Source organism: Thermopirellula anaerolimosa (genome assembly GCF_054657335.1).
Genome location: NZ_BAAHYX010000006.1, coordinates 2087076 through 2111027 on the forward strand (window position 1 = coordinate 2087076; position 23952 = coordinate 2111027).

Genomic DNA, 23952 nt, shown 5'->3' on the forward strand with positions numbered 1-23952 from the left:
AAAACCGCAGACGCCGGAGGACTTCCGGCCTGCCCGCGACGGATTCGGCACGTGGGCCAAGTCGCGGTCCGTTCCAGCCTAATTCGGTCTAGTTTAAGCTCGCTCCTCCGTGACGTCACTCCCGACGACAGGGGATGCGGTCACCACAGGCAAAAGTGTATCGAAAAGCTAACACACACCGAAAGATCGGATTATTCTATTCTACGCATTAACACCAAATTTAGTTGGTGCAAATGCCATTCTGATCCGCACGTGCTCGGCTGTGTGAAGGCACCTTTTTCCAAGGCTTCCAGAACACGAAAACCCCTCTATTGAAGGATACCTTACAATCCATCATTCCGTGTCGAGAGGCGGCAGGGGTCCTCCTACCTGAGGCAAGTCCTCCAGGTTCTCCAGGCCGAAAAGTTCAAGGAATCGTTTTGTGGTGCGATAGCGGGCCGCTTTACGGGCGTTTCGCTCGGCGGCTTCGTGGCTGACGGCGAGCAGGTCCCGTCGGACCAGTTGGGCGAGGATCGCCCCGCTCGGTTTGCCCCTCAGGTTGTTCACATCCTGGACGGTAACCGGTTGGCGATAGGCCACCACGGCCAGCACCTCGACGGCTTGTCGCGACAGCTTGATCGGCCGAACGGGGCCGAAAAAGGCGTTGCGCAGGTCCGCGTACTCCTCCAAAAGTCGCATACGATATCCGCCGCCCTCGAATACCACGCGGTACGGGCACCCGCGACGACGGTATCGCTCGTTCAGTTCCGCCGCCAACCGAGCGACCTCGGAAGGCGTGACGCCTCGCATCAACTCCGCCGCGTAAGTTGGATTGTGAGGTTTGCCGTCGGGGTCGCCCACGAATAGGAGGGCCTCCAGGACCCCCGCTGGGTTGACGTACCGCGACTCTTCGTCGTCGCAGACGTTCGATCCCGCCAGGATCGGTTGCTCGTCGCTTCCCCCTTGGTTGCCGTCCGCAATAGGCTCCAAGGCTTGCTCGTCGCCAAGGTCGGGTTCCGCAGGGGGGGCCGACTCGGGGGCATCTTCGCCGAGGGCTTGGGCGAACGCCCGGGCGAGGTCCTCGAGGGATATCGCCTCGGTTTCGTTGGGATCGTGTTTCGGCTCACTGGGAACCATGTCGGGGCCGTGCAATTGGAGCCAAGGAAACGCGGCCAAGCGTCCCGCGACCGGGCATCTCTCGTTAATGTCTCGCAAGCAGGCCCGCCGCAAGATCATTGCCAATTCTACGCGCCGGTGTTTTCACGCGGGTCCGTCGCCCGGCGAACGGGGCATCCCGCCCGGCGGAGAAGTGCCGGAACGAATGGGGGTGAGGCTATCCAAAACGGGTCGCCGCGACAAGTGGGAAAGGCGGAGGTCGCGCGCGAAGACGGGGGGGACGACTGGGGCGCTGGACGGGACCGGCGGCGCGGCGGCAATCTCGACTTCTCGCAAGGGAGGGGAGCGGCGTAGAATGGGACCATGCAAGGAGCGCAGAGCGCCGCGGCAGCCTGTTCCGCTTCCCTTCAGGGATTGCCGGAGCGGTTGTCTCAGCGGCCCGACTTGTGTGACGCGGCGACCGTGCTCCGGTCCGGCGGGGGCGTCATCCTCGACGGAGCGGCAGGCTCTTCTTGCGCGCTGGCCGCGGCGACCTTGGCGACCTACCGACCGCCCTGCCTGCTGGTGGTGACGGCGGCGGCATCGCGGATTCCGGTTTTTGCCGATGATTTGGCCGTCTTCCGCCCCGATCCGATCGAAGTCTTCGCGCCGTTGGACCGCATCCAAAGCCCCCCGGACTGGCGCGACCCGCTGATGGGCGCCCGACTGCGGACGGCCAAGACCCTGCTCGGCCCGCAGTCCCCGCCCGTCCTGTTGACCTGCATCGAAGCCTTGATGCAGCCCCTGCCGGACGTGGACGAGTTGCGGGCGTCCGTCCACTCGATCCGCATGGGCGAACGGTTGGACGTATCGTCGCTGACGGCGCGACTGGCCGAGTTGGGCTATTCCAGTGCGTCCGCGACGGCCCTGCCCGGCGAATTCAGCCTCCGCGGCGGCATTCTCGACCTCTTTCCGCCCGAGTGGGAGGCGCCGGTACGAGTCGAGTTATTCGACGACGAGGTGGAATCGTTGCGAGAGTTCGACCCCGCCACACAGCGGAGCACTCGCCGCTTGACCGAGGCGGAACTGACGCTGCTTGCGCCCGATGCCGCTTGCCGGACCCCGCTGTTCCGCTTCTTGCCGCCGCAAACGTGGATCCTGCTGGTCGATCCGGAGGACATTCGACAGCAGGCGGAGACCTACCGGCAGCGGGTGGATCAGGGTCGGGGAGCCGATTTATTCCCCCTCGAAACCGTGCTGGCGGACTGCCGTAACTTTCCCACGGCGACGTGTTGGGACATGGCCCCGGCGGGCTTCGAACGGGTCTTTTCGCTGGGCGCGCAGTCGGTGGAGCGTTTCAGCGGACGCGTGGACCAAGTCCGCGAGGAACTGGACGCCGCCGGCTTGAACGCCGAGGTCTTCTTGGTCGTGCCCAGCGACGCCGAAAGGATGCGGCTGAGCGAACTGTTTCGCGATTCGCGAACCGCGCGCGAGGGGCGGTTGCACACCGTGTCGGGCCGCCTTTCGTCGGGTTTTCGCCTGGCGGAAGAGCGCTGCGTCGTGCTCAGCAGCGGCGAGATGTTCCACCGCACGGCGCCGCCGCGTCCCATTCGGACCTACGTCGGTCGGCCAATCGATTCGTTCCTGGAGTTGCGGGAGGGAGAGCTTGTCGTCCACGTCTCGCACGGGATCGCGCGCTACCGGGGACTGACTCGGCTGGAAAAAGACGGGCGCATCGAAGAGCACCTGGCCCTGGAGTTCGCCGAGGGCACGATGTTGTACGTGCCGGCGTCCAAGGTGGGCTTGGTGCAGAAGTACGTGGGCGGCGTGCGAGGCAGGCCCAAGCTCTCCAAGTTGGGCGGGCGGCTTTGGGCCAAGCAAAAGCAGGCGGCGGCCCATGCCGTTTTCGATTTGGCGGGTGAGCTTTTGGAGGTGCAAGCCCAACGGGCGACGCGACCGGGGATCGCCTTCCCGCCCGACACCCTGTGGCAGCAGGAGTTCGACGCCTCGTTCCCCTACGAGGAGACGCCGGATCAGATCGAGGCCATGGCCGCCGTCAAAGAGGATATGCTCCGGCCTCGACCCATGGATCGGCTTTTGTGCGGGGATGTGGGTTTCGGCAAGACGGAGTTGGCGATGCGGGCGGCCTTCAAGGCCGTGGACGCCGGCTATCAAGTTGCCGTGCTCGTCCCCACCACCGTCTTGGCGGAACAGCACCTCCGCACGTTCCGCGAGCGGATGGCCGAGTATCCATTGCGGATCGCCTCCCTGTCGCGCTTCGCCTCGCCCAAGCAGCAGAAGGCCGTCCTTCGGGGATTGGCCGAGGGCGAGATCGACATCGTGATCGGCACGCATCGACTGGCCCAACCCGACGTGCAGTTTCGCAATCTCGGTCTGGTCGTCATCGACGAGGAACAGCGTTTCGGCGTGGAGATCAAGGAGCGTTTGAAGGCCCTGCGGCAGACGGTGGACGTGTTGACGATGACCGCCACGCCGATCCCGCGGACCCTGCATATGGCCCTGGTCGGCATCCGCGACATCAGCAACCTGACCACGCCGCCGCGAGAACGCTTGGCCGTGGAGACGCGGGTGTGCCGCTTCGACTCGAAGCTGATTCGCGAGGCCGTGCTCAGGGAGTTGAGCCGCGAGGGGCAGGTCTATTTCGTCCACAACAGGGTCCGGGACATCGAGGCGGTCGGCGCCGTGCTGCGGAGCATCGTCCCCGAGGCCCGCATCCGCATCGCCCACGCGCAGATGCCCGACCACGAACTGGAAGAGGTGATGTCGGCCTTCGTCCGCCGCGAATTCGATGTGCTCTTGACCACGACGATCATCGAAAGCGGACTGGACATTCCCAGCGCCAATACGATCTTCATCGATCGCGCGGATCGTTTCGGCCTGGCCGACCTGCACCAATTGCGGGGCCGGGTGGGACGCTACAAGCACCGCGCTTACTGCTACCTGCTGATCGACCCCTCGCGCAGACTTCACCCCAACGCCCGAAAGCGCCTCCGCGCCATCGAGGAATACAGCGAGCTGGGGGCAGGCTTCGCCCTGGCAATGCGGGATTTGGAGATTCGCGGGGCGGGCAACATTCTGGGGTCGCAACAGAGCGGACATATCGCCGCCGTCGGCTACGAATTGTATTGCGAACTACTGGAATTCGCCGTCCGCCGGTTGCAGAACCTGCCGCCCAAGACCTACGTGGACGTGGACATCGACCTCCCCGCCCAAGCCTTTGTGCCCGACGAATACGTCTCCGACATCCGGGCCAAGATCGACCTCTATCGCAGGCTAAGCCGCATCAGCGAGGGCGAACAATTGGCCGCCTTCGCCGAGGAGTTGACGGACCGTTTCGGACCGCCGCCGGAACCGGTACGGCAAATGTTGCTGCTGCAAGAGTTACGGATCGCCGCCCATCGATTGCGAATCCGCGCCATTCGCCGTGAGCACGGATTCGTCGTGTTCCAATACGTCTCCCGCGAGAAGATTCGTCGCGTGGCCGAACGGTCGGGCAACCGGTTGCGGATCGTGGACGCCGAGTCGGCCTATCTGCCCATCGAATCGCCCGAGAAGGATGTGACCGCGCTCATCGTACGGCTGCGGGACCTGCTGAGTTCGGTGCCCGGTGATCCGGAGTAGCGCCGGGGCACCTCCAGCTTACGCTGGAGACTCCCAGTACGATCGTGCCACCTAGAGCCGCCGGCGTGAGCCGGCTGTAGAACCCTGGGTAGCGCCGGGGCACCTCCAGCTTACGCTGGAGGCTCCCAGCAAAATCGCGCCACCTAGAGCCGCCGGCGTGAGCCGGCTGTAGAACCCTGGGTAGCGCCGGGGCACCTCCAGCTTACGCTGGAGACTCCCAGTACGATCGTGCCACCTAGAGCCGCCGGCGTGAGCCGGCGGTAGAACCCTGGGTAGCGCCGGGGCACCTCCAGCTTACGCTGGAGACTCCCAGTACGATCGTGCCACCTAGAGCCGCCGGCGTGAGCCGGCTGTAGAACCCTGGGTAGCGCCGGGGCACCTCCAGCTTACGCTGGAGACTCCCAGTACGATCGTGCCACCTAGAGCCGCCGGCGTAAGCCGGCGGTAGAACCCTGGGTAGCGCCGGGGCACCTCCAGCTTACGCTGGAGACTCCCAGTACGATCGTGCCACCTAGAGCCGCCGGCGTGAGCCGGCGGTGTTCGCTCCGCAATGTCAATACGCGGGCACGGCGGCGGGCGGAGGGCACACGTTCGCCTGTCCGGAATAGACCGCCGGTTGCGTTTGCGGGATCGGCATCGCCTGCATGGCGGGATCGGCCAGGTTCACCAGGGGATAGCCGGGGTAGGTCGGCATGGCCCAAGTCGCGGCAGGGTCCGGAATCGGCTGGTTGATCCGCGCGTTGCCCAGGTGAACGCGAAGCGTCATGTCCGCCCGGGGTACCTGCAACTCCACGGCCCGAGGCATAACCAGGCCCGAGACCGGGTCGCGGCGATGATCGTACGACACGGCCGAGGCCAGCAAGCGACCTTGCGGATCGTACAGATGCTGGGCCAGGACCAATCCGTACTGCGCATCGAGTACGATCACCTTGACCATCGGTCCTTCAGGCGTCTGACGTCGGGTGCGAACCTCTAAACGATTGCCGGCCAACGGCACCGGGCCTTCCGTGGGCGAGCCGAGGTCGATCTCCACGATGCCGAAGGCCTCGGTCAGCCAGCGAGGATCGAGGGGCACGGCCTGCCGTGCGGCGCTGCCCGGCAATTCGTAATCCACCCACCGGCTATAATACAGGGCCGGCGGTTGGTTCCGTTTGACCCAAAACCAAAAGACATCGTCGTTGCTGCCCACGTCCAATTCCATCCCGCTGATACCCGTCTCGCCCCGCATCCGCAATCGGCGCGGTCGCTCGAACGCGATCTGAGTCCGCAGTGAGGGAATCCCAGGCCCGGAGATCACCGCCTCGTCCGCGATGAACGATTGAATCCGCGTGGAGTTTCCGTTCACGAACGCGGCGATCTGTTCCAGGGTGGGAGAAGGCGGCAATTGCGGGCCGACGTAGGCCGTTTCGGCGGGGGAGAACATCCGGCAACCGCACAGGACCGCCGCCGGCAACAGTCCCAGCCACAATACGACCGCGCGCATCGGGCGTCTTTTTCCGCACCTAACATCGGCATCCATGCTCGCAGCACCTTGTCGGTTCGCCCGGCCATCCCGCCGGATCGTTTCCGACTCCGGTCGGGACGGTCGCCCCGCCGAAGCCTCGGCCGGTTCGAATTTCAGCTCAAACCGCCGGAAAACAGCCGGTCGATTTCCTCCTGCAATCCTTGGAGTCGGGCCTCGTCGGGCAGGACGACCGGCACCGTATAGGTAACGTCGCGCTTGGGGCAATAGAGGGTCGCCCGCTCGCTCCCGTCCGGCATTCGCTCCGTCTTTTCCAACCGCAAGATCCGCCGACGCATCATCAGCAGCGCCAGTACGTAGCGGAAATCGGCCCGTTCCGCGTTGCCCTCCAACTCCTCGAAGCAGTGCAGCATAATATCGTCGGGAGCCCAATTCTTCCGCGTGCCGGAGGGGGGCGGAATACGTGCCCGCCACCAGGCCACGCAGTCGTCGGGCGGTCCTTGCCAGGCCTCGATCGAATAGTCGAGGCGGCGCCACTGCCCGTCGTCGTCCGTCAAGACGCTGTAATACTCTTCGCCGGGCTTGAGTTCACGGCCCGTCACCACGCAATGCCGCGTGCAACGCTGGATCTCGTAGTCGATCACCGCTCTCCCTCTTGCCGTCACCTCAGGACGCCGTGGGGCCATTCGGACGCAGACGAGCCTGAGGCGGCATCGCGGCGTCCGGTCGCCCGATCGGGTCGAGGAGGTTAGCAAATCCCGGCAAGCAACGCAAGAGAGCGCGCCGTTGGAGCGCCCAAGCCATCGGACGGCACGGCGCGGTTCGCCGTTACGGCATTCCGAGCATGTTGAGGAGAAAGCTTACCATCGCGGGATGCTGCCCGGCAGTTGGGGGCGCGGCGGGGGAAGCAGCGCGGGCGAGTAGTTGCTTCGCTGCATGGTGGAGGCGGCACCGGGCGTGCCGGCATCGACCGGATACGACACCCCGCGTTGGACCGTGAACGGGTCCCGTCCCGGCGTTTGGGGTCGAGGTTGCAGGCGACTTTGCAGGTTTTGCCACGTCTGATTGGGCGGCAAGAGCGCAGCGCGCGGATGATCTCGCCGTGGAGTCGTGACGTCTTTCCACCACACCTTTACCCGATCAAGGAACGTGGGCTTTCCGATGAACCCACCCTCCGGCGGCGCGACGGGCGTCGCACCGGCACCGCCGAAAAGCGTCCCGGTCGGCCCCGCGTACGGGGTGGGCGAGGCGATTCGCATGGTTTCCGTCGCCCTTCCCGACGACGGGAGCGTAGCGGTACCCCGGCTTCCAACGCCTTGCGGCATCGATGCCGTCAGAGGCAAGTTCTGCGGGGTCGTTGCCCAAGCCGAATCGGTTTGCGGTGGAACGGCATACGGCGCGGCATACGGGTTCTGGGAGTTCCAGGGCGGATTAGTCGCCAAAGCGGATCCGGTACTGACGCCTGACGCCGGGACCGAAGCCCCGTAGCCCGACGGCGGGATGATATTTCCCGTGCCGTTCCCGCTTGGCCGTTGCGGATCTTGGGGATTCCATTGGGGTTGGCGAATCACATCGCCTTGCATCCCATTAGGATAGCCGACCGATGTACCTGCCGTATTCACTCCCCGCCATGCGTTGGTATTCGTCGTTATCGAAGCGGGAGCGGGAACAGGAGCGTAGGCCGGGTTTTGCGGCGACTTTCGTCGGAACAATTTGCCCAAATCGAGTTTGCTTAGGTCCAGCTTCGGCAGCCCAAACCAGCCCTTTTCCGGTTGTTGCCTCGGGGCGGGATAGGGGCCGGGTTGGGTCGTCGCATACGGTCCGACACCGCCCTGAGCGATTCCGCCCGAATAGACCCCGTAGGTCGGGGAGGCCCCCGGGGCAACGCCGTTGCTCCATGCCGTCGAGTTCGCCGCAGCGGGACCGGTGAGCGGTCGGGCGGTACCGTAGAACGCTCCCGGCGGTTGTCCCTGCTGAGGCATTGCCGGGACGGGATTTGCGGAACCGACGAGGGGTGGGCTACTCGCCGTCGCACCGCTCGCGGCGGATTCCCTGTTCCTGCCTGTTCCGGCGCGGACCCAACCACCCGGACCGCCGGTGGTCGCAGGCGCGGGCGATGGTGGGGAAACGTCGGGAATCGCGACATTGCCGGGCGATGAGGCCGACGAGGCGCCCAAAGGAAGGCTCGGCGGCGCCGCGGAGGGCGAAGTTTGCAGGTCTTCGACGGACGGCGCCAACAAAATGGGACCGTTCTCCGTCCCCCGTGCCGTCCCGAGAGTAAGCGCGGAACAAACAAGGACCGCCGAAGCCATTCGGGCGAATCCGGGCGAGAATGCTTGCCGGGGCGGTCCGCTCAGCGGATGCCGAAACGCTTGGGTGCGCTGTGCCCAGGGGCAAATCTTGCGCTGAATGCTGGGGGAGGCTTTCATGGGATTCACCGCCTTCAAGAATCAGGTCCGGGCGAGGGAAGGCTCGCGCGGGCACGAACCGGGCACATCGTGTTTCCGCCTCAAGACGCCGGTTCCGTGGCGGTAGGATCGTTTCCGTGAAGAGGGCGGGTCGGTTCCTTGTTTCCTAATCGTCGCCCGCCTTCGGTCGCATTTGGCGAACTCGTTGTCCACGCTATCCTCGGCATCTCGGCTCGGGTCTTCGAAACCGGCCAAGTCGGCCCGGTCTGACTGTTTGGAACGGATGGAGCCTGCCGGCGCGTCAAAGTCGGCTTCATCGGAAACCTCGACCTCGCGGGCAAAGGCTCGCATTACAATAAGAGAAAAGCGGCGTCCCTCGACCAAGCCGATCGAAGGCGGCGCCGGTGTACCGTTCGACTCTTGCGGAATACGGCGTGCCATGCGACAGACGCGACGCGAGTTCACGCCCGGTGCCCTGCGTGCCTTGACGGCGGCGACGACTTGGCAAATGGGGACGGCGGAGGGTTGCCTCCGTGCGGAGGCGGTTTTGCTGGGGCTTTTGGAGGAGGGGGAATGCCGCGCGGCGATCACGCTTCGCGAATGCGGCATCGACCGGGCGCGACTGCTGGCGGAATGGCCCGACTTGCGGCGTTCCAGCATCCCTCCGCCGCCGTACGACGCCCCGTTGCCGCCCTTGCACCCCGACCTTCAGGCCGGACTCGCGGCGATCGATGCCCTTGTGGATTGGGGAGATTGGCCCGCGATTCTTTCCACTGAACACCTGCTGCTGGGACTGGCCGCCGCCGATCACGCGGTAGGCGCATGGTTGCGATCGCACGGCGTAGATCCCGAAGAGATCTTGCAGCGTATCCACGCCCGTTACGGAACGGCGAGACCACGAACTGCGGAACCCGCCGACCTCGCCGCTATCGAGCTTTCGCTTCAGGGCGAAGCGGTACGGGACGACGGTCGCGATGGCGCGGCGGAGGCGACGTTCGCGACTCCGCATTCGGAGGCGTCCCACGGCGTCGATCCGCAGGGCAATTCTGATCCGCCGCCCGATCCCAACGATGCCCGCCACGGCACTTGCGCCGAGGTCTCGCCGGACGACCGATACCCGAAGGACGGACGTTTGTCGCCGGACGTCGTGTTTCGTGCCGTGCGGGTCCTCGATGCCTCCGCCAATCGCGCCGCGGAAGGCCTCCGCGTCTTGGAGGACTACGTCCGGTTCCTGCTCGATGATCCGTTTTTGACGGGCGAGTTGAAGCGCGTGCGTCACGAACTGACCGCCTGCTTGAAGCGGTTGCCCATGGAGGCGAGACTGGCCGCCCGGGAGACCCTGGCCGATGTCGGCACGACCATCAAGGGATCGCAAGAGGCCCGCCGCCAAGACCTTGCCCAACTGGTGGACGCCAATTTTTCGCGGGTACGGGAAGCCCTCCGCTCCATCGAGGAATACGGCAAGCTGGTGGCGCCGGACCTGGCCGCGGCAGCCGAAACCCTCCGCTATCGCCTGTACACGCTGCATCGGGCGGTCCGCCGCACGGATCAGGCGCGGACGCGGTTGGCCGGCGCCCGACTCTACGTCCTGGTCGACGGACGCGCGTCGGTGACGGATTTGGAGGAGCTTTGCACGAATTTGGTTCGGGCGGGCGTGCACGTCATTCAACTGCGGGAAAAGCGACTGGACGACCGCACTTTGATCGGCCGCGCTCGAGCGGTCCGCCGCGTCACCCGCGGTACCGATACCCTGTTCATCATGAACGACCGCCCGGACCTGGCCGTCCTTGCGGAGGCCGACGGCGTGCATGTGGGACAGGAGGAGCTTTCGGTCAAGGACGCCCGAACCATCGTCGGGCCGGATCGTTTGGTCGGCGTCTCCACGCACGGCATCGAGCAGGCGCGGCAAGCGGTTCTGGACGGGGCGGATTACATCGGTTGCGGGCCTACGTTTCCCTCGCCCACCAAGCGATTCGAGTCCTTTCCCGGGCCCGCCTTTTTGCGACAGGCGGCGGCGGAGGTTCGCTTGCCCGCCTTCGCCATCGGCGGCATTCACGAGGGCAACTTGGGGATGGTTCTGGAAACCGGTTTTCGCCGCGTGGCCGTAAGCAGCGCGATTACCGGGGCCGACGATCCCGCCGCCGCGGCGAAGCGGATTCTCGACCTTTTGGCGCAGGTCGAGGTGGCGTCGCCGAAATGAGTTTGCGCCGCCCGCGCGCCGGTACGTGATTGCTCGTGCGTTTGCGGGGGTATCCCTCAGCGGTAATCGGTCGGCTCTTTGCCGCTGATGTACTGCCGCCAACCGTCGAGATGCTCTTTCGGCAAACCGGTCTCGCGGCTGAATTCCCCGCTGACCTCGGCCGCGGTGTCCGGCACGGCCACTTTCACCCGAAGCCGACCGTTCGCCTCGTAATGAAACACCACGTCCACCGGTGATTTCGCGGGCAAATTGGGGGGAAGGTCCGCCACGGTGATCCTGCCGATCGCCGAGCAGTCTTCGGGAAAGGTGCTTTCGCCCTCCACGATTTCGACCAGAATCGAACGCTGTCCGTCATGGGAGGTTCGGAATCGGCGCTTGGCGGAGATGGGAAGCCTAGTATTGCGGGGAATCACAACGCCCACGCGGCGGCGTTTGGTGAGCGGGTCGCGGCCCACCACGCCCAAACTGTGCGAATTGACGTTGCGAACGCGAAAGGCGGTGGGATTGCCTTGGGCCTTGTCGATCCTTCGCTTGGCGTGCAAGGCGGCGCCCCATGCCACGGCCTCATCGGCCGCCACGACGGATTCCGGTTCCTTCCCGGAAAGTTCCCGCAGCATCGACCGAACCATCGGCATGCGACTGGACCCGCCGACCAAGAGAACGCGGTCGATCTCCTGCCAGTGTAGCCCCGCCGCTTTGAGGGCCTGGACGGTGGTAAAGCGGGTGCGGTCCAGCAGGTCCTTGGTGGCCTCCTCGAAGGCGGAACGCGTTAACTCGATTTCCGCCGACTTTCCCTGATATTCGAACGGGACCAATACGCGCTGCCGCGCGGAGAGGCTGCGCTTGGCCTCTTCGCATTCCCGCCACAGTTTGCCCCAACCGCGTGGATCCTCGCGGGGATCGATGCCGTGTCGTCGGATGAAGGCCTCCGCCGCCAAATCGACCAATCGCTGATCCCAGTCCCAACCGCCCAACCGCACGTCGCCGTCAATGGCCAGCGTGATGTACTCGCGACCGCGAATCTCCATCACGGTGACGTCGAACGTGCCGCCGCCCAGGTCGTAAACCAGCAATCGCTGCGGGCGATCGCGCGGCCCGGGCCGATCCAGAAAGCCCGACTCGTACGCCGACGCCAGGGCCGCCGCTACCGGTTCATTGATGATGTCGATGACTTCCAGTCCCGCCATGTAGCCCGCGTCTTGCGTCGCTTTGCGGCGGACTTCGTCGAAATAGGCGGGCACGGTGATGACGACGCGGGAAAACTCGCCCAATTGCGCGGTCGCATCTCGGCGAAGCTTGTTCAGGATGAAGGCCTCGATCACTTCCGGCGGATAGCGCTTGCCCTGGATGACCTTGTGGTAGATCGGGTAGCCGACGTCCCGCTTGGAACACTCCGCCGCTTGGTTGGGGTCCAAGGAGAAGGCCTTGACGGCCTCACGTCCGATTACCGCCTCCTCGCCGTCGAAGAAGACGACGCTGGGCGTGAGTCGCTCGCCCTCAGCGTTGGGAATCGTCTCCGGTCGCCCTTGGGCGTCGATCCAGGCGATCACCGAAAAGGTCGTCCCGAGGTCGATTCCGACCGCCGGGATGGCGCGTTCTTGGTCGCTCATTCAGGCCTCTGCTCGCGTTCCGAAGACTGCCGCCGCGGCAAGCGCCGTCGCTCTTGCGAGGGCCGCCCCAGACGAGAACAACCCGCACAAGATCGTCCGCGACCGGCGGCGCAGCTTGCCGAAACTTCCACGCGTCGTTCCGAAAACCCATCCTCTTGAGTATAGGTCGCCGGCGACGCGGTTTGAACGGCGCGGAAGAGGCGGAATACCGGCAGGCGACGTCGGGGGCGGCATCGCGCGGCGGCAACTCGAAGACGATTAGCGGTCGGACGTCGCGTCGGGGGCCTCTTCCAATAGCCCTGCGCCGCCGGTTGCCTCCAGGAAGTCGGCGTAAACCTGAGTGAGATTCCACATGATCTCCAACTCGTTGTAGCCCGCCTCGAGCAATCGACGACGGACATCGAGCAGCGTAAGGAGATTAGCCTCTCCCGCCTGGTACAGGGCCTGCATCTTCGAGATCGACGCTTCCATGGCGGCGCGGGCCCGCCGAGCGTCCGCGCATTGGGCTTCGGCGTGCCGAAGTCTTTCCAAAGCCACTTGAAGCCGCACCCGGATTTGCCGACGTTGCTGCTCCAACCGAGTCAACTCGCGACGATATTCCATCTCACGCCGATACGCGATTTCGCGGCCGGTATTGAAAAGCGGCACGCTGGATTCCACGGCAAACCCGTAGAACGTCGCCCCGGATTCATTGTGTTCATAGATCGGCCCCACGTTGACCGGCGGGATCCGCTCGGCCCGGGAAAGACGCCATGCCGCCTGCGCCGCGGACACCTGCGCCTGGACGCTCAAGATGTCCGGATGGCACGACAGTATCTTGGGCAAGAGCGACTCTTCATCGGGAACGGATTCCGGCAGCAGAAAGGGGTCCCGGACCTCCAGCGGAACGGCGGTCTCGGGCAGCGCCAAGTGGTTTTGAAGTGCCGCCGTCGCCGCGGAGTATTCTTCGCGGCTGAGGCGAAGGGACTGCTCCACGGCCTGCGCTTCCGTTTCCGTAAGGAGCAAATCGGCGCTCGTCGTTAACCCGCTCTCCACCCGCCGCCGCGTCGTTTCGACGAGTTCCCGTTGAAACGTCGCCAGCTTTTCGGCGAGTTGGTACCGCTCCCGGCGATACACCGCCGTCTCATACAGTCGAAAGGTATCGGTCAAAGCGTGGAATTGTGCGGCCAAAAACTGCCATTGGGCCAGACCGTATTCGGCTCGCGCCTGAGCGACCCGGTACTGCTGCGCTCCGTTGATCTCCACCGGTTGCAACCAGGTTAACGTGAGAATGGTCTTGAGCGGTTCGCCGGTTTGGGGATCGAATGTCCACGGCGAGACTTGAACGGAGACGGTGGGGTTGAGTGCGGCGGGCAGTCGCTGGGCCGCCCACCAAGCCGCCCAGGAGACCCGCCGATCGTCGCGGAGAACCAGCAAGTCGGGATTTCCGTCGAGCGTTTCCCGAAGGGCTTGTTCCAGACTCAAGCCGGCGACCGCTTCGGCAAATCGCAACGGGAGCCCGGCCAAAGCCAGCCCGCACAGCATCGGCAGGAGCCAACCCTTCAGGCGTCGTTTTCGCCGGGTCCGATCGACCGATCTTCCGGAGGAAATTCTCATCACGGCCGCGTCAGTCTCATTACGTCACCCGGCTTGTCCCAACAAGATTCGCTTATTCGTCGGCGTCCAGTAAAAACCGAACAACCGGCATTATTCCTTTTTTCGGCAAGGTATCGTCGAAACGATAGCGGGAAACTCGCTTTCAGCCCATTGAATACTAAAGATAAAGAAGATAGAGAGCCTGGGATTGACAGGCAGGACGTCTGCCCGGCAAAGGCGCGCGGCACCGAGATTCGCGAGCACGCCGGTCGGTCCGAGATCGTCGTCGCGGTCGGCCGCGGATTACGGAGACTTCGGCGGCCCGTTTGCAATTCGGACGGGGCAACCCTCCGGCAGCGCATACCCCCCTTCGACGGTTACCAGATCACCCTCGGAGAGACCCGATGATATCTCCACAAAGTCCGCCGTTCGAGCGCCGGGCGTAACCGGAACCTCGTACGCCTTGTCCTCGCGAATCACCGTGACGACGGGAGTTCCGGAGCGATCGGCGAGGGCCGCGACGGGAATCACCAGCACGTTCTCGCGTTTCTTCAGCTCCAATTGGACGCGGCAACTCATCCCCGGTCGAAGCAGTGGTTCCTCCGTGTTCTCGACCTCGACGCGGACCACCAGGTCTCCGGTGGCGGGATCGGAGTTCGCCGCCAAACGCGCAACGGTCCCCTCCCGCGTCCGCGGATCATCCATCAAATCGCGAACCTCGGCGGGAGACCCAATCGAGATTTGACCGGCGTGGATGCCCGGCACTCGAACCTCCACGAACACGTGCGACAAGTCCATCAGCGTGATCAACGGCGTAGTTTTGTCCACAGCCATTCCTCGACGGATGGGCAGGGCGCTGACCATCGCGTCGCAAGGACTGGTCACGGTGCAAAGGTCCCGATCCAGTTGGGCGAGGGCGGCCTGGGCCTGGGCCTCGGCCACCTGGGCTTCCGCCTCGGCGATCTCTTCGGGCGGCGTTCCCGCCTTGTAAAGCTCCAGCTTGGCGTCGGCCTCTCTCACGGCGGCATCGGCTTGTAACCGTGCACCCTCGGCTTCCTCCATCTGAAGCGGCGGAATCTCCCCACGCTCGAACAGGGGACGCAGGGCTTCGCACTTGGCCTCGGCCAAACGGAGGTCCTCCCGGGCTTTGCTGAGTTGTTGCTCGGCCATCGCGACTTCCTGCGGGAGAAAGCCCCGCCGCAGCCGGGCGAGATGAGCCTCCGCCTTTTGCAGGACGGCCTTGGTTCGCGCCAGTTCGATCTCCGCCGGGCGGGGATCCAGCCGGATCAGCAAGTCGCCGGTTCGCACCCGGTCCCCCTCCGTTACCGCCATCTCATCCACCCACCCGGTCGTCTTGGCGCAGACATCCACGACCCGCTCAGGGATGGCCGTTACCTGCCCGATCAGGTCCAGCGTCGGGATGAATGCGCGACGAGCGACGGAAACCGCTTTGACGGGCACCGGGGCGAGCGTTTCCTCGGTCGTGCTCTCCTCCGGGGGGCGGCAACCGACCGCCGTCAAGGAAATGCTCAGAACGATGAAAACCGCCACCGCCCCGACATGGGATCCGGCGCCCGGCAGACAGTGATGCGATCCGAAAGCATCCTGGAACATGCGACGACCTTTTCATGAGGGATTGTCCCGGTTCCGGCAAAAGACCCGAAACAACGTTTCATACAGTACCGGCGTTGCCACGAGCGAGAGCAAGAGCGAAAACAAGAGGGCTCCGATCACCGCCACCGCCAGGGGACGGAGCATATCCGCGCCCGCGCCGATCCCATACGCCAAGGGTAACAGCCCTAACAGCGTCGTCACCGAAGTCATGAGCACGGGTCGCAGTCGCCGCCTGCCGGATTGGACCAGGGCCTCTTGGCGGGAAAGCCCCCGACTCTGAAGGTATCCGACGTAATCCATCATTAAGATCCCGTTCTTAGCGACGATTCCCATACCGATGATCGCGCCCAAAAACGACACGATGTTCAACGTGATTCCCGCCGCGTACAGAGCCACCAGAACGCCGAACAACGCCAGCAGCGAACCGGCCACGATGGCGAACGGTTGCAGAAAAGCGCGGAACTCCATCAACAGCACCGTAAACACGAGGAACGCCGCAGCGGCCAAGACCAGCGTCAAATTGCGAAAGGACCTTTGTTGCTGCTCATAGAGTCCGCCGAATTCCAGCCTCGCCCCCGGCGGAAGTCGCACCTGCGCGCGAAGCTCTCGCCGGATGCGCCGCATTCCGGTTCCCAAATCGAGTCCTTCGAATCGGGCGGTGACCGCCGTCAATTGACGCAGGTCTTCTCGGTGCATCTCCAGCATTCCCGGTTCGTATTGTACGGTCACCACGTCCTCCAATGTGGTGCTTCGTCCGGGATCGGATCGCACCGGAATCCGTCGCATCTTGATTTCCCGATCCAGCTCGGAGGACCGGACCAGCACCCGTACCGGAATTACGCGATCCCCTTGCAGCAAAGTGGAGGCCTCGCTCCCCAGCAGCGCGGTCCGCAGCATCTCGCCGACGTCGGCCGGAGAAAGACCCAATCTAGCGGTCTGCTCACCTCGGGCGATGAATTTCAGGCTGGGACCCGCCACAACCAAGCCGTCGTTGACGTCCACCACGCCCGGGATGGTTTCGATTGTTTTCGCGATTTCCTCGGCCTTGGTCTTGAGGACTCGCGTATCGTTGGAAAAGATTTTGATTTCACAGGGATCCGGGGACCAGGTCAGATCTCCGATCAAATCGCTCAGGACGCCGGGAAACTCGGTGTGCAGCGCCGGTTCGGCGAGGTGGATCTTGCGACGCAACTCTGCGATGACGTCGGCCGTGGCACGCTTCCGATCCGCTCGCAACTTGACCAAAAAATCCCCCGTATTCGGTTCGGCGATCGCCAGCGCCAGCCGCGCACCGGTACGCCGGGAAAAGCTCTCGACCTCGGGCGTTTCGAGCAGAATCTTCTCGACATGCCGGAGGATGCGGTCGGTCTCGTGCAAGCTGGTGCCCGGCCGCGTAAAGTAATCCAGCACGAAGGCCCCTTCTTCCATGTCCGGCAGGAACCCTGTTTCCAGTCGTCCGTACAGCCATGCCGCGCCGAAGGGGAAAAGGCAGATCGCCAGGGCCGCCGGGACGTACCAGCGGAGGGCCGGTCGGGCGCCGATTTCGTACAATCGAATCATGGCCCGCAGCACGCGCCCCCCCTGCTCCAATTCCTCTTGGATCGCTCCCGTCCGACGACGCAGGACAAGACTTGCCAAGGCGGGCGTGAACGTCACCGCCAAGACCAGCGAGGTCAACAGGGCGATGACCATGGTTAGGGCCAACGCCCGGAAAAACACTCCCGCTACGCCGTCCAGGTACGTCAGCGGAAGAAACACTACGACCGGCGTAAGGGTGCTTCCCACGAGCGGTTTTCCGACCTCCGCCACGGCGGCGGCGACCGCACCGGCGGGGTCCAACCCGGCGGCCAGCTTGGCGTAGATCGCCTCGGCCACGACGATGGCGTCGTCGATAATAATGCCCACCGCCGCTGCGATCCCACCCAGCGTCATCAGGTTGAAGCTCATGCCGCACGCACGAAGCCCCAGGATGGTAATCAGCACGGTCGCGGGAATCACCGCCACCGCCACCACCGTAGTCCAGAAATTTCGCAAGAACAGAAACAGCACGACGACGGAAAGCCCCAGGCCGAAAATGATCGCCTCCCAAACGCTCCGCTCGCCCTCTTTGACAAAAACCGATTGGTCGTAGAAAAAAGCCAGCCGCAAATCGGGCGGGTATTCTCGGCCGATCTGCGCCAACTCGTCACGCAGGGCCGCGGCGATGCCGATGGTACTGGCGTTGTCCGGTTGGCTGTAGACGTTCATCAGCACCGCCGGTTGCCCGTCCGCCGTGACCACGTTGAATTCCGGCGCCTCCCCCGCTTGGATCTCCGCCACCTCGCGCAAATACACCGGGCCCGTTTCATGCCAGGCCAGAACGACGTTTCCCAACTCCTCGGGCTGCCGTACCCGATTGTCCAACACCGCCAGATAAAGCTGCCCGTTCTCTTCATGCATGCCGGTGGGGACGAGTTCGTTGGTCCGCGAGAGCACATCGACGACGTCTCGCAAGGTCAAACGCCGAGCTTCCAATTTGGCCGAGTCCACGACGACGTGGTATTCCGGTTCCCGTCCCCCAACAATCTTTACCTGCGCCACGCCCGGAATCCGCAGCAAGCGCGGCGTCAGTTCGTACCGTGCGATTTCCCACAGTTCCGTGATCGGCCGATTCGGCCCCGTCAGGCTGACCCTGAGGATCGGGAAGGCCGCGAACGTAAGGCGATGAACCGCGAACTGAGCGGTCGACGGCAGTTGACCGCGAATCTGGGATAAGCGTCCCAGCACGTACAACTCCGCTCGCTCCATGTCCGTCGACCAATCAAAGAAGACGCTGATATCCGCCGATCCCCGTCCCGTCGTAGAGCGGATATTGATTGTGCCGGGAATGTTTTTCATGGCCTCTTCGACGGGCCGCGTAATGGTCGCCATCATCTCGTCCGCGGGCATAACACCGTTATCGATTAGGATTACCACCCGCGGAAAATCGGTCTTGGGAAAGACGGAGGACGGCATGTGATAGGCGCTGTACGCGCCCGCAACGCACACAGCAGCGGAAAGAAACAAAATGGTCTTGCGGTGTCGTAAAACGAAAAAGGAAGAGTCGTTCATATGGGCGGTGGTTCGAATCGCACGCGGGGGCTTCAGGGAAAGTCGGCGGTTTTCTCAACTTGGTCGGTCGAAAGTACGCAAAAGCCCCCTCCGCGTCTCGGCGTTTCAGGGGCCCGCAACGCGGCAAGCGGTAACCTCGGCTCAAGGACTCCAAGCTGGGATCCGGCCTTATTCTGCGACGATCGCCCGCCCGCAACAAGACCGTTCGCGATGCATTCACCTCGGGCTGACGCCCGAGGCTCGTGATTGATAATAGCCGCGGAACCTCCACCTCGGGCTTACGCCCGAGGCTCTTGATCGCTGACGCCTGAGGCTTTTGATCGTTGACGGCCGAGACTTGGGCCGGTGTGTGCCGCAAGACGCAGCGTGGGCCGGTTTCAGCCGTACAGCTCGATGGCCCTGATGATCTCGTTCAGATCGTTGGCCACGCTGACCGCGCGGTTGGCGAAGGTTGCGCGGCGTACTCCGCGACTGCCGAGTACCCGATCGAACAGCTCTTGGTCGGTGGTGTGATAGGCCACGGTGGCGGTGGGGTCTTTGAGCTGATGGCCGGTCAAAATGCAGACGGCACGTTCGTCCGGTCCCACGACGCCCTCGGCCACCAACCGCTTCAGCCCGGCCACGCTCGCGGCGCTGGCCGGTTCGCATCCCAAGCCGCCGGCGCCGACTTGGGCCTTGGCGTCCAAGATTTCCTGGTCGGTGACCTCGCGGACTACGCCGCGGCAGGTATCGAGGGCTTGAAGACACTTCGTGAGGTTGACGGGCCGATTGATCTCGATGGCGCTGGCAATGGTTTCGGCCCGCCGCTCTTGGCGATCCATGTCCTCGTAGTATTGTCGGATCAGATCGGGATCGGGCCGCCCGGCGTTCCAGCGCAGCCCCTGATTCTCGAACAGGTTGTAAAGCGTATCGGCACCGGCGGCATTGATGACGGCCAGGCGCGGCGCGCGGGGAATCAGGCCCAACTCCAACAGTTCGCGGAAAGCCTTGCCGAAGGCGCTGGAGTTGCCCAAGTTCCCGCCGGGGACGACGATCCAGTCGGGCACCTCCCAGCCCAGGGCCTCCAAGACGCGGAGCATAATCGTCTTTTGGCCTTCCAGGCGGAAGGGGTTCACGCTATTGACCAGGTAGATGCCCAGCGTTTGGCTGACTTCCTTCACCCGCCGCATGGCGTCGTCGAAGTCGCCCGCGATCTGAACGGTCAAAGCGCCGTAGTCCAAGGCCTGCGAGAGTTTGCCGTAGGCGATCTTTCCGGAACCGACGAAGATCACCGCCCGCATCAATCGCGTCACGGCGCAGTACAATGCCAGCGAAGCGCTGGTATTGCCGGTGGAGGCGCAAGCCGCCTTTTTCGCTCCCGTCAGCCGGGCATGGGTGAAGGCGGCCGACATGCCGTTGTCCTTGAAACTCCCCGAGGGATTCATCCCCTCGTATTGCAAGAATAGCCGACCCGAATTCAGGCCCACGTATCGCGCGACCTGATCCGAGCGTTGCAAGAGGGTCTGCCCCTCGCCGATGGTCACGCAGTCCTCACGCGCGGCGAAGGGGAGCAAGGCATGGAAGCGCCAAACGCCGCTGAACGAGTGCGGATCGCCTCGCCGCGACCAATGGGCCTCGAAGTCGCGGAGGCTGCGCGGCGGCGCGATGCGGTTCCAGTCGTAGGCGACCTCCAGCAGCGATCCGCAGCGGGGGCAAGCGACGTGAATCTCCTCCGTACCGAAGGTGGCGCCGCAGTCGGGTGCAATGCAACGTTGAAAGGCGAATTCGTTGGGACGGATGGCACGATCCCCTTCTCGGCAATGGACTCCCGGGAGCGGGCCCGCCGCCCACCGAGGCGGCGACTTCGGCGAACCCGCCAACTTGCATCATATAGCCCGAAAGGGCGCGCAACGCAAGGTGGGTTCCACACGGCGAACTCTTGACGGCGGCGGGCAAACGCGGCTAGACTGCGGGTTTGGAAACGCGGCGCGGCCCGTCCGCGCCGGTGTTGCGCGCCGAAGTCGCTGCGCGCTGTTTCGTTCCACGAACGCCCCCGGACCGGAATCGCTCCTTTCTCGCGACTCCTCCGAACTGGAGTCTCCCTCGTTGGGAACACGACAGGGCGGCGGAAACTACGAGCTTTCTCGATCGCGGGCGCATCCACCGGTAAAAACAGGTAACAACACGTGGCCAACACTGCCGTCATCGGCCTCCAATGGGGTGACGAGGCCAAGGGAAAAATCGTCGATATCCTGACCGAAAACCACGACATCGTGGTCCGCTACCAAGGCGGCGCCAACGCCGGACACACGGTCGTGATGGGCGGGCAAACCTTCAAGCTATCGTTGATTCCCAGCGGGATATTTCGGTCGGGCGTGCAATGCGTCATCGCCAACGGCGTGGTGGTCAACCCCAAGACCCTGCTGGCCGAGATCGACGCCCTCCGGGACCGCGGCCTCCGGATAGACGCCAACTTGACGGTCAGCAGCCGCGCCCATGTCATCCTGCCCTGGCACGTGGAGGAGGATCGCATCCTCAACGACTGCCCGACCGGCGAGGCCATCGGCACGACGCTGCGGGGAATCGGCCCGTGCTACCGCGACAAGGTGGGGCGATCCCATGCCGTGCGCGTGGGAGATTTCTACGAGAGCGGTTGGCGCGAAAGGATCGTCGCCGTCGCCGAGGCCAAGCGGCGGATGCTGGAACCGCTGGGTGTCCCGCACGACAGTCCCGCCCTGGACGCCGAAGCGATTTGCCGGGAATACGGGGAATACGCGGATCGCCTTCGCTCCTTGGTCGCCGACACCACCCAATTCCTTTTGGACGCCGTCGAATCGGGCAAACGCATCCTGTTCGAAGGCGCGCAAGGCGCGCTGCTCGACATCGATCACGGAACATTCCCGTACGTCACCGGCAGCAACAGTTCGGGCGTGGGGATTTCGGCCGGTTCCGGCGTGCCGGGCCGCCACATCCACAAGGTGCTGGGCGTGGTCAAGGCCTATTGCACGCGAGTCGGGGGCGGACCGTTTCCCACCGAACAGGACAACGATGTGGGGCAGCACATTCGCGACCGCGGCAACGAATACGGTACGGTCACGCGGCGCCCGCGGCGCTGCGGTTGGTTCGACGCCGTTGCCGCCCGTTACACGGCACGACTGAGCGGCGTGGACGCCCTGGCCGTCATGCTCTTGGACGTCCTGAGCGCCCTGCCCGAAATCCGCATCTGCACGGCCTACGAACTGGACGGCGAACGGACGGACCGCTTTCCCGATCACGTGGAGCGTCTCCGCCGCGTCAAGCCGATCTACGAGTCGTTGCCCGGGTGGAGGCAGGAAATCAGCGACGTGCGCCGCCTGAGCGACCTGCCCGTCGCGGCGCGCAAATATTTGGACCGTCTGGCGGAGGTGGTGGGTCGCCCGGTGGAAATCGTCTCGGTCGGCCCGGACCGCGAGCAGACCATGTTCGCCGAATGATGTCCCGGGTTCCCGCCGAACGGTCGGGGTCGGCACGATCGGCCCCAACCGCAACGAAAGTTTGCGAGGAGCAGGGAAAAGGATCCCTGGCGAGAAACAGATGACGGATTCGCCGTCGCCATTGCAACTCGACTTCGACGTCCCGCCCGAAAAACGACCGCGGCACATCGCCGCGATCATGGACGGCAACGGTCGCTGGGCGCAGCAGCGGGGACTGGCTCGGGCCGAAGGACATCGCCAAGGCGTTGCCGCCGTCCGCCGCACCGTCGAGGAGTGTATCCATCTGGGAATCGAGCGCCTGACGCTCTTTTGCCTTTCCAGCGAGAATTGGAAACGCCCCCGCATGGAATTGGAGTTCCTGCTGAGACTGCTGGAACAATACATGGTGGAGGAGCGACCGGACCTGGTGGCCAAGAACATCCGGGTCTCGATCATCGGCCGACCCGACGGCATTCCGCCGCGAGTCCGCAAGGAAATGGACCGCACCTTGAGCGAATGCGCGGCGAACACCGGCCTGCAATTGTGCCTGGCGATCAATTACGGCGGGCGGCGGGAGATTGTGGATGCGGTGCGGGAAATCGCCCGATCCGTCGCCGAAGGTCGCCTGAAGCCCGACGAAATCAGCGAAGAACTGATCTCGGCGCACCTCTACACGGCGGGCATGCCGGATCCCGACCTGCTCATCCGCACGGCGGGCGAGATGCGCATCAGCAATTTCCTTCTCTGGCAAATCAGCTACAGCGAGCTTTGGGTCACCGACGTCTGCTGGCCGGAATTCGCCGCCGAACACCTCCGGCAAGCGATTCGCGATTACGCGCGGCGCGTCCGTCGTTTCGGCGGTCTGGTCCAGGCCAAGAGTTGAAACGGCCCAACCGAGCACGTCCCGCTGCGACCTCGCCGCGTCATTCTCGGCATGCCCCGCGCCTTCGCGACGCATTCAAGGTCGCCGCCTCAAAAAACCCCACCAAACGCGAAGCACCTTTCTTCGCCCCTTTCACCCGGGACACACACAGCGAAACCGAGTTGGAGGCAAGCTCGAAAATAGTCACGGCGCAACCCGGCGTAACGGGATCAATCGCACCGGTCCAAGCAGTCCCGACGGCTCGATCTGCCATTGCGACGCATCGAAGGGCTTGTAGTTCACATTGACGATATTGATGTCTTTCATGATTTTCCAATCCACGTTGCGACGATCGAGATCGCGGACTCGATTCGCTGAGAGATTGGTCACCTCGATCTCCAGTCGGTTGATCCCTGCCTGGAGAAGCGCACCCAGACGAATGCGGAACGGAAGGGCAACCAGCGTGCCCAGTTCCTTCCCGTTCAGCATGACCCGCGCGCTCTCCCGCACGTCGCCGAGGTCCAAAAGCCAGTCTTCGGCGGGAAGGGTCGGGCAAGGGAACTCCAAAGTGTAGCGGGCGGTCCCGGCGAAAGCCTGGGCTTTCTCGTCGGGGGCGTCGGTCCAAGAGCTTAGCTGATCGGTCCGATAGGACTCGGGAATGGCCGGACCGCCGTCGATGAATTCGATCGACCACGTTCCGGTCAGCGGCACACCGTCGCCCGCCTGCCGAAAATACGGCCATGCAGCGGCGGATTGCGGGACGGCGTCCGCTCGAACGAAGACGCTGCATCCCGAATCCAATTGCAGGTAGATCTCCGCCTTGCCGTCCCGGCGGCGAAACGCGAGCGATCCGGATTGGCCGCTCATCGGGTCGAATAAGGTCGCCCCGCCGCAAGGTGCACCGATGCAAACCCAATCGTCAACCGGTTTTTCCGTGTGATTAGCAATGAAATACCAGTAATCGTCCCCCACCAAGACGAGTCA

General features: G+C 64.1%; 14 protein-coding genes. 4 read left to right on the forward strand and 10 right to left on the reverse strand.

From position 1 onward, the window contains the following. Window positions 1-333 precede the first annotated feature (333 nt). Window positions 334-1194, reverse strand: coding sequence for an SMC-Scp complex subunit ScpB (scpB, locus tag ACYQ6J_RS13550; RefSeq protein WP_460184719.1), 861 nt, complete (start codon window positions 1192-1194; stop codon window positions 334-336). A gap of 264 nt (window positions 1195-1458) precedes the next feature. On the opposite strand from scpB, the gene mfd reads away from it, so the two are divergent. Then, window positions 1459-4716, forward strand: a complete 3258-nt coding sequence (mfd, locus tag ACYQ6J_RS13555; protein WP_460184720.1) for a transcription-repair coupling factor — start codon at window positions 1459-1461, stop codon at window positions 4714-4716. A 553-nt stretch (window positions 4717-5269) separates the two neighbouring features. Here mfd and ACYQ6J_RS13560 read toward each other — a convergent pair. The 3 genes from ACYQ6J_RS13560 to ACYQ6J_RS13570 form a co-directional block, all read right to left on the reverse strand. Then, window positions 5270-6199, reverse strand: a complete 930-nt coding sequence (locus ACYQ6J_RS13560; protein WP_460184721.1) for a hypothetical protein — start codon at window positions 6197-6199, stop codon at window positions 5270-5272. A 134-nt stretch (window positions 6200-6333) separates the two neighbouring features. Then, on the reverse strand, window positions 6334-6822 hold the full coding sequence (locus ACYQ6J_RS13565) for a hypothetical protein (protein ID WP_460184722.1): 489 nt from the start codon (window positions 6820-6822) through the stop codon (window positions 6334-6336). Window positions 6823-7038: 216 nt separating this feature from the next. Continuing rightward, on the reverse strand, window positions 7039-8607 hold the full coding sequence (locus tag ACYQ6J_RS13570; protein WP_460184723.1) for a hypothetical protein: 1569 nt from the start codon (window positions 8605-8607) through the stop codon (window positions 7039-7041). Window positions 8608-9025: 418 nt separating this feature from the next. Between ACYQ6J_RS13570 and ACYQ6J_RS13575 the strand changes: the two genes are divergently transcribed. Beyond that, window positions 9026-10786, forward strand: a complete 1761-nt coding sequence (locus ACYQ6J_RS13575) for a thiamine phosphate synthase (protein ID WP_460184724.1) — start codon at window positions 9026-9028, stop codon at window positions 10784-10786. Between the two features lie 56 nt (window positions 10787-10842). Here the strand turns inward: ACYQ6J_RS13575 and ACYQ6J_RS13580 are convergent, their stop codons facing one another. The 5 genes from ACYQ6J_RS13580 to thrC form a co-directional block, all read right to left on the reverse strand. After that, window positions 10843-12396, reverse strand: a complete 1554-nt coding sequence (locus ACYQ6J_RS13580) for an Hsp70 family protein (RefSeq protein ID WP_460184725.1) — start codon at window positions 12394-12396, stop codon at window positions 10843-10845. 258 nt (window positions 12397-12654) lie between these two features. Further along, the gene (locus tag ACYQ6J_RS13585) at window positions 12655-13992 is read right to left on the reverse strand and encodes a TolC family protein (RefSeq protein WP_460184726.1); all 1338 of its coding nucleotides are present in this window, start codon (window positions 13990-13992) and stop codon (window positions 12655-12657) included. Between the two features lie 282 nt (window positions 13993-14274). Further along, window positions 14275-15585, reverse strand: coding sequence for an efflux RND transporter periplasmic adaptor subunit (locus ACYQ6J_RS13590; RefSeq protein WP_460184727.1), 1311 nt, complete (start codon window positions 15583-15585; stop codon window positions 14275-14277). A gap of 12 nt (window positions 15586-15597) precedes the next feature. After that, entirely contained in the window at window positions 15598-18675 is a 3078-nt protein-coding gene (locus ACYQ6J_RS13595) for an efflux RND transporter permease subunit (RefSeq protein WP_460184728.1), read from the reverse strand. Window positions 18676-19052: 377 nt separating this feature from the next. Then, on the reverse strand, window positions 19053-20534 hold the full coding sequence (thrC, locus tag ACYQ6J_RS13600; RefSeq protein ID WP_460184729.1) for a threonine synthase: 1482 nt from the start codon (window positions 20532-20534) through the stop codon (window positions 19053-19055). A gap of 306 nt (window positions 20535-20840) precedes the next feature. Here thrC and ACYQ6J_RS13605 point away from each other — a divergent pair, with 306 nt between their 5' ends. Next, window positions 20841-22127 carry an adenylosuccinate synthase gene (locus ACYQ6J_RS13605; RefSeq protein WP_460184730.1) on the forward strand — a complete coding sequence of 429 codons (1287 nt, stop codon included), beginning with the start codon at window positions 20841-20843 and terminating at the stop codon, window positions 22125-22127. 100 nt (window positions 22128-22227) lie between these two features. After that, a complete protein-coding gene (gene uppS / locus ACYQ6J_RS13610; protein WP_460184731.1) occupies window positions 22228-22989 on the forward strand; it encodes an undecaprenyl pyrophosphate synthase in 762 nt (253 codons plus the stop codon). Between the two features lie 183 nt (window positions 22990-23172). Here uppS and ACYQ6J_RS13615 read toward each other — a convergent pair whose 3' ends face one another. Next, window positions 23173-23940 carry a glycosylhydrolase-like jelly roll fold domain-containing protein gene (locus tag ACYQ6J_RS13615; protein WP_460184732.1) on the reverse strand — a complete coding sequence of 256 codons (768 nt, stop codon included), beginning with the start codon at window positions 23938-23940 and terminating at the stop codon, window positions 23173-23175. Window positions 23941-23952: the final 12 nt, after the last annotated feature.

Coding starts and splice junctions, on each gene's coding strand:
- mfd (WP_460184720.1), top strand. CDS start 1,459: ATGCAAGGAGCGCAGAGCGCCGCGGCAGCCTGTTCCGCTTCCCTTCAG.
- ACYQ6J_RS13560 (WP_460184721.1), bottom strand. CDS start 6,199: ATGCGCGCGGTCGTATTGTGGCTGGGACTGTTGCCGGCGGCGGTCCTG.
- ACYQ6J_RS13570 (WP_460184723.1), bottom strand. CDS start 8,607: ATGAAAGCCTCCCCCAGCATTCAGCGCAAGATTTGCCCCTGGGCACAG.
- ACYQ6J_RS13575 (WP_460184724.1), top strand. CDS start 9,026: ATGCGACAGACGCGACGCGAGTTCACGCCCGGTGCCCTGCGTGCCTTG.
- ACYQ6J_RS13580 (WP_460184725.1), bottom strand. CDS start 12,396: ATGAGCGACCAAGAACGCGCCATCCCGGCGGTCGGAATCGACCTCGGG.
- ACYQ6J_RS13585 (WP_460184726.1), bottom strand. CDS start 13,992: ATGAGAATTTCCTCCGGAAGATCGGTCGATCGGACCCGGCGAAAACGA.
- ACYQ6J_RS13590 (WP_460184727.1), bottom strand. CDS start 15,585: ATGTTCCAGGATGCTTTCGGATCGCATCACTGTCTGCCGGGCGCCGGA.
- ACYQ6J_RS13595 (WP_460184728.1), bottom strand. CDS start 18,675: ATGAACGACTCTTCCTTTTTCGTTTTACGACACCGCAAGACCATTTTG.
- uppS (WP_460184731.1), top strand. CDS start 22,228: ATGACGGATTCGCCGTCGCCATTGCAACTCGACTTCGACGTCCCGCCC.